Source organism: Actinomycetes bacterium, assembly GCA_036510875.1.
Taxonomy (GTDB): domain Bacteria; phylum Actinomycetota; class Actinomycetes; order Prado026; family Prado026; genus DATCDE01.
Window position 1 is genome coordinate 1 of the sequence record DATCDE010000026.1, and the last position, 6,038, is coordinate 6,038.

The following is a 6,038-nucleotide window of genomic DNA, read 5'->3' on the forward strand; positions in this document are numbered from 1 at the left end:
TCACGCGGTTGTCGTCGACTGCGCAGTCCGCGATGACGGCAAGTCGTTTCACTACGCCGCTCCCTCCCGTGTCATCGAGACGGATCCTGCGCTTGTCGCGTGTGTCGAGGCGACTCTCGCGGACGCGGGCGTCCCGTTCGTCACCGGTCGCACGTGGACCACGGATGCTGTGTATCGGGAGGCTCGCACCCGGGTCGCACGGCGTGTCGAGCGGGACGGGAGCATCACCGTCGAGATGGAAACGTCCGCGCTGCTGGCCGTCGCCACGTACCGGGGAGCGCGCCTCGTGTCACTGCTGTGTCCCGGGGAATCGCTGGTGGCCGACGAGTGGGACCACCGGGGACGGCACAGTGCCTTCGACGTCCGCGAGGGCCTGTTCTGGCTCGCTGCCGACGCAGCACTGCGCCTCCCACCAGCCTGACGACAGTCACTGTCCCGTCCAGGGCTGGCTCGACTACGACCCGATCCCCGTTGCCTGACTGTCCGCCGAACAAGCGCGCGCGATCGGCATCGCGTGCAGCCTCAGCGGCACGCATATCGGCTTCCGTGCACGAGCGGAGGTGGGCAGTTCGAGGCTCGCACGGGAGCTGGTTGGCCCCGTCGGATGGGTTGACAGTCCGAATCGTTGCGCTTGATCGTTTGCGCACGTGTACAAGTTCACAGCATGGGCGTGCTTGGTCGATCGGGGCAAGAAGACTGGCGGTAGGTATCTGTTCGTTGGGCTGGACACTGGGGGGACCTGGAAGCCGATGCTGGGGCCTGCTGCCTCTTCCGGGCATCGGACGAGGCGTCGACCGTTTGCGGCACCGCACTGGTTGCCGACGGTGGCGGGCTGGCTGTGGAACTGGCCAGCACCGCCTTCATCTCGGACTAGACCGACCCGGGACCGGACCGACTCGGGACCCGGCCGGGCTCGCGGCTGCGTCGGGTATCCGTCGACTCAGCAGTTCGGTGCCGGCAGGTCGAGCAGACGGCCGGACAGCGTGCCGAGCGTGACCCGTTGGTTCGCCGTGAGCGGTGCCCAGAACAGCTGGTCGACCAACTCCAGGTGCCGGGGCGCGGCCTCGGCCAGCAAGGCGAGGCCGCGCTCGGTCAGGGTGACACTCACTTCGGTGGGGGAGTGACGGGTGCGTTCGACGAGGCCTCGACTCTCGAGCCGGGCGACGAGGCGGGTCAGCGCGCTCGGGCTGCGGGACACCGAGCGGGCGAGGTCGGCCATGCGCATCGTCGAGTCGTCGGCCGTCGACAGGTGGATGAGTGCGTCGAAGTCCGTGTAGCCGATCTGGACGTGGTCTTGCAGGTCCGCGTCGAGCCGGGCGATCACGCTGACAGCCGCCTTGCGGAAGTTGTTCCACGCCGCCCGGTCCGACTCGGGCTGAGCCAGCCAGCTGGTCGCCACGGTCTGCTCAACGCTCACTGACCAAGTATTGCACCTGCAAGAGTGGGGAAGTATGTTGAGCGTTCATCTATTCGTGTACGTGCAATAGAGGAGAGGTTCATGTCCGACGACCGTCCCATCATCGCCGTACTCGGCGCCAGCGGGTCTCAGGGCAGTAGCGTCGTCCGTGCCCTGGCCGAGCAGGGCCGGTTCCGGGTCCGCGCCATCACTCGCCGGCCGGACGCCTACTCCGGGCCCGCCGACGAAGTGGTGGCGGCCGACCTCAACCAGCCGGCAACTCTCGAGGCAGCGTTCGACGGTGCCCACGGGGCCTTCGCCGTCTCGAACTTCTGGGAGCCGGGCTCCGACGAGATCGCCCAGGGCCGCAACGCCGTCGACGCTGCCGCCAAGGCCGGCGTGAGGCACTACGTCTGGTCGACGTTGCCGAATGTCGAAGCCATCAGCGGCGGCAGGTACGAGGTCGCCCACTTCACCAGCAAGGCCAAGGTCGACCAGTTCGTCCGTGACGCAGGCTTCACGGCGTACACCTTCGTCGAGGCCCCATTTTACTTCGAGAACCTGGTGAAGAACATGCCGCCACAACCGCTCCCGGACGGCAGCACGGGCTGGGCGCTGCCGTTGGCCGCGGACGCCAGGGTGGTGCACATGGGTTCGATCGAGGACCTCGGCGGGGTCGTGGCTGGTGCGTTTGCCCAACCCGATGCGGTTGGCGCGGGTGCGTACCTGTCGTCCGCGGCCGGCCTGATGAGCCTCGGCGACGTCGCGGACACCCTCAACGCGCAGGGTCACTCGGTCGCGGTGATGCAGGTGCCCGGTGAGGTTTTCGCGACCTTCTTCCCCGGCGCGGAGGAGATGGCGCAGATGATGGGCTACTGGCAGGAGTACACCTACCTCGGCCCCGACGCCGACGAGGTGATCGCGGCCGCTCGGCGGGTGAGCACCACCTCGTCGACCGACTTCGCCACCTGGGCCAAAGAGCACATGCCCGCCTAGGTGACTGGTGTCTTTCGCTGCGTGGCGGTCCACCGGTCGGGGTGACCGGGTCGGGAGAATTGCCCTGAGACCAAGGTTTCCTTCTCCTGGGGTGTGGCATGACGTTGGGTCTGGCGGAGCGGCAGGGTGATCTGCTCGATGATCTGAACCGGTTCTGCGAGCGGGCCCTGCCCGAGGGATCGATCTACACGCTGCTGAACCGGGAACGGGATCGGCTGTTTCCCGATGAGATGTTCGCTGACCTGTTCAGCGACAGGGGCCGGCGCAGTGTCCCGCCGTGCGTGGTCGCCACCGTGATGGTGCTGCAGCGCCTCGAGGGCTTGTCGGACCGCGAAGCGGTCGACCGGTACGCCTTCGACGCCCGCTGGCGGTATGCCGCCGGGGTCGGTGGCTATGACGGGGACGGGTGGGCGCAGTTCGCGCACACCGTGCTGGTCGACATGCGGGCCCGGCTGGCGGCTTCGGCTGATCCGCGCCGGATCTTCCGGGTGGCCCTGGAGGCGGCGTCGGCCGCGGGGCTGGTCGGGATCAGGCGGGTGCTGGACTCCACCCCGCTCTACGACGCTGTCGCCACGATGGACACCGTCACGCTGATCCGCTCGGCGATCCGCGGGCTGCTGAAGGTGGCCGGTCCGGAGCTGGGCACGCAGTTGCGGGCGGCGCTGAGCAGTGGTGATGACTACGCCAGCAGCGCCAAGCCGCAGGTTGACTGGGACGACACCGCGGCCCGGGCGGAGCTGATCGACTCGCGGGCCCGCGACGGATACGGCTGCCTGGCGGTACTGGATGGCCGTCAGGCCGGCCCGCTGGTGACCGACGCTGCGGTGCTGCTCGCCACCGTGCTCGGCCAGGACCTGGAGACCGACGAGGGTGGCAGCTTCAAGATTGCCCGGCGGGTCGCGAAGGACCGGGTCATCTCCACCGTCGACCCGCAGGCCCGGCACGGGCACAAGACCCAAGCCCGCGGGTTCGACGGCTACAAAGGCCATCTCGCGGTCGACCCGGACAGCGAGATCGTCACCGACACCGAGGTCAGTGCCGGCAACGTCGGGGACGCCGCGGTCGCCTGCGACCTCATCGACGACCTGCTGGACGGCGACGGCGACGGCGACGGGTCGATGGTCTATGGCGACTCCGCCTACGGCAGCGGCGAGTTCCAGGACACCCTCGCGGGCAACGACATCGTGTCGCGGTGCAAGACCCAGCCCCCGACCGCACCAGGTGGCCGGTTCGCCAAGGACCGCTTCGCGGTCGATCTCGACAGCGACCGAGTGAGTTGCCCGGCCGGGCAGACCGCGACCATCCGGCGCGGCAAGGACAGCGGCGGCATGGCCAACTTCGGTGATGTCTGCGCCGACGGCCCGCTGCGGGCGCAGTGCACCAACTCCCGCGACGGTCGCACAATCACGGTCGGTCGCTACGAGCAGCGCCTGACCGATGCCCGGCGGCAGCAGCAGGACCCGTCCTGGGCCCAGGACTACCGGGCGACCCGGCCGGAGGTCGAACGCAAACTCGGTCATCTGATGCGCCGCAAACACGGCGGCCGCCGGGCCCGGATGCGCGGACGCGCCAAGATCGACGCCGACTTCAACCTCCTGGCCGCCTCCCACAACCTCGCCCGCCTCGCCGTGCTCAAGGTTCGCTCGACAACAACCGGATGGACGGCAGCCACCGCCTGAGAAGGCAAGGGAGCCCAGGCTCAGCCACGACCGGACCCACAGGCGGCCTCATGGCATCCCTGCGAACTCGAAGAACGACGAGCCGGCCAGGGTCACGGCGAACATCAGCAGCCCGGAAGGACCGCACAGCAACGACCCCCGCGACGGCGACCCACGCAAACGGACCGATTCACACCAGTCACCTAGAGGGCCTACTGCCCTGCGCGCGGTAGGCCCAGATCTGCGCGGACGATTGCCACGGCGGCCGCGATTCTCCCCCCGTCCACACCGAACTGTGTCGTCCACTGGGCGATGCTGAAGGCGTTCTGGGTGGCGAGGGAGTCGAGTGTGGCGGCCAGTCCAACCTCGGCGGTCACCAGCGTCTTGATGTCCGCCTGCACGTTGTCCGGCCAGGGCATGCGCAACAACCTCTCGGACGTGTCCCTGAGCACCCGCACGTAGGGGGCCATGACCTTGGCGGCGTCCGGCCCGGTGGCCGACTCCGGCAATGCCTCCAACTTCGTCGCCATCTCGGCCATGGTGGTGTTGAGCGGCTTGACTGCGTCGAGGTACTGCTGGCCGTAGTCGATCGTCGGGCTCGCCGCGTCGGATTGCTGGGTGCCGCTGACAGCGGTCGGTGCGGCAGGGTTCGATCCGCTGGTCGCACACCCACCGAGCAGCAGCATCGTCATGGCTAGGGAACCCCCAGCCGTCGCGGCAAGTCCTCTGTTCATCGGTGCCGGACCCCTTCCAGATGCTCCTCGGCCCGCATCTCCGTGTACCGGCCTAGGAGGGCCAGGAACGTCGCCTGGACGAGGCAGGTGGCAGCGATGACACGCTCGATGCAAGGATGATCAACAGGTCGGATTGCCCACCGCTCGCGAGGGAGACGCCCGCAACAACGGCGACGGCGAGGCTGAGCGCTCCGACTATGCCCAACACCCAGGCGAAGACGATCACGATCGCCGAAAGTCGCTGGACCTTGGTCGCGATGACTGTGATCTTGTGCCCGGCTGACGAGGGCCGAGTCGCCTCGCCGCGCGCTGATGGAGGTGGCGTCAGAGTGGCTGCGACCGATTCGACCGGCGTCGATGCGGGAACCCGGTGGACCGGGGAGTCGGTCCGGACAGCAGGCTGAGCCTTGGATGGAGTCGTTAGAACCGCCTCCCACGCGGAGGGATCCACGCGGTGGATCTCTAGCGCTGATCGATTCTGGAAGTGCTTCGCTGTCACGGCACCGACAACGACGAGAACTGTCAAGGTCGGGATCACTGCGATCTCGACGGAACTCATGCCGAACCTCCCGCCTGCGGTTCAGGCGCCGGGGTCACTGGATGCAGCTGCCTTGGACGATCGAGATGTCTGACCCGGCACGGCTCGTGCCTGTCGAGTTGACGAGGGGATGGAGTAGGGCCGGACGGCCCTGAGCCGAGCGAGCCGGGCAGAGATCGCGGCGGCAAGGCGCAGGTCAAGTGCCGTGCGTCCACTTGCGCGTCGTGGATCCGGCCGTACCCGGGCTCAGCCTCCAGGCAAGGGCGTCGAGCAGTCGAAGGTCTGTCAGCAGGCCGAGTGACGCATGCGACCTCGCCACCGGCCGCTGTGTTGGGCCACCTCGGTCACCTTTCACCCGTCGTCGACAGAGAGCGTGATCAACATGATCAGGTGGGGCGGGAACCTGGGGTCAGTCATAAGGTGGACCGGCTTCACCATCAACTCGACTCGGGACGAACCGGAACGGCGACGACGCTGGTCATGACCTCTCGCGCGGCTACGAAGTGACCTGATCTAGCGGGACCACCTCACGCCCGAGGGGTAACAGCGCCAGCGGCACCATCTTGAAGGACGCAACCCCGAACGGGATCCCGATGATCGTGATGCACCAGGCGATGCCCGCCACGATCTGCCCGAGTGCCAGCCACCACCCGAACAGGATGAGCCACAGGACGTTGCCAACCGTCGACGCGGCACCCGCGCTGGGCTTCCACACG

Annotated in this window: 6 protein-coding genes; 3 read left to right on the forward strand and 3 right to left on the reverse strand. The window is 68.0% G+C overall.

What is annotated here, in order from left to right; all coding sequences use genetic code 11:
• The coding region (locus VIM19_01585; GenBank protein ID HEY5183604.1) for a purine-nucleoside phosphorylase at positions 1 to 421 on the forward strand (421 nt) is incomplete at its 5' end.
• 519 nt (positions 422 to 940) lie between these two features.
• On the opposite strand, the gene VIM19_01590 is transcribed toward VIM19_01585, so the two are convergent.
• Complete coding sequence (locus tag VIM19_01590; GenBank protein ID HEY5183605.1) at positions 941 to 1,417, reverse strand: MarR family transcriptional regulator; 477 nt, start codon at positions 1,415 to 1,417, stop codon at positions 941 to 943.
• Positions 1,418 to 1,498: 81 nt separating this feature from the next.
• Between VIM19_01590 and VIM19_01595 the strand changes: the two genes are divergently transcribed.
• Together VIM19_01595 and VIM19_01600 are read left to right on the forward strand one after the other, a co-directional pair.
• On the forward strand, positions 1,499 to 2,392 hold the full coding sequence (locus VIM19_01595) for an NmrA/HSCARG family protein (protein ID HEY5183606.1): 894 nt from the start codon (positions 1,499 to 1,501) through the stop codon (positions 2,390 to 2,392).
• A gap of 98 nt (positions 2,393 to 2,490) precedes the next feature.
• Positions 2,491 to 4,071: an IS1182 family transposase gene (locus tag VIM19_01600; GenBank protein HEY5183607.1), complete on the forward strand. Its 1,581-nt coding sequence runs from the start codon at positions 2,491 to 2,493 to the stop codon at positions 4,069 to 4,071.
• A gap of 191 nt (positions 4,072 to 4,262) precedes the next feature.
• Here VIM19_01600 and VIM19_01605 read toward each other — a convergent pair whose 3' ends face one another.
• Together VIM19_01605 and VIM19_01610 are read right to left on the reverse strand one after the other, a co-directional pair.
• On the reverse strand, positions 4,263 to 4,742 hold the full coding sequence (locus VIM19_01605) for a hypothetical protein (GenBank protein ID HEY5183608.1): 480 nt from the start codon (positions 4,740 to 4,742) through the stop codon (positions 4,263 to 4,265).
• Positions 4,743 to 5,818: 1,076 nt separating this feature from the next.
• Positions 5,819 to 6,038 (reverse strand): YccF domain-containing protein (locus tag VIM19_01610; protein ID HEY5183609.1); only part of this gene is annotated, 220 nt, incomplete at its 5' end.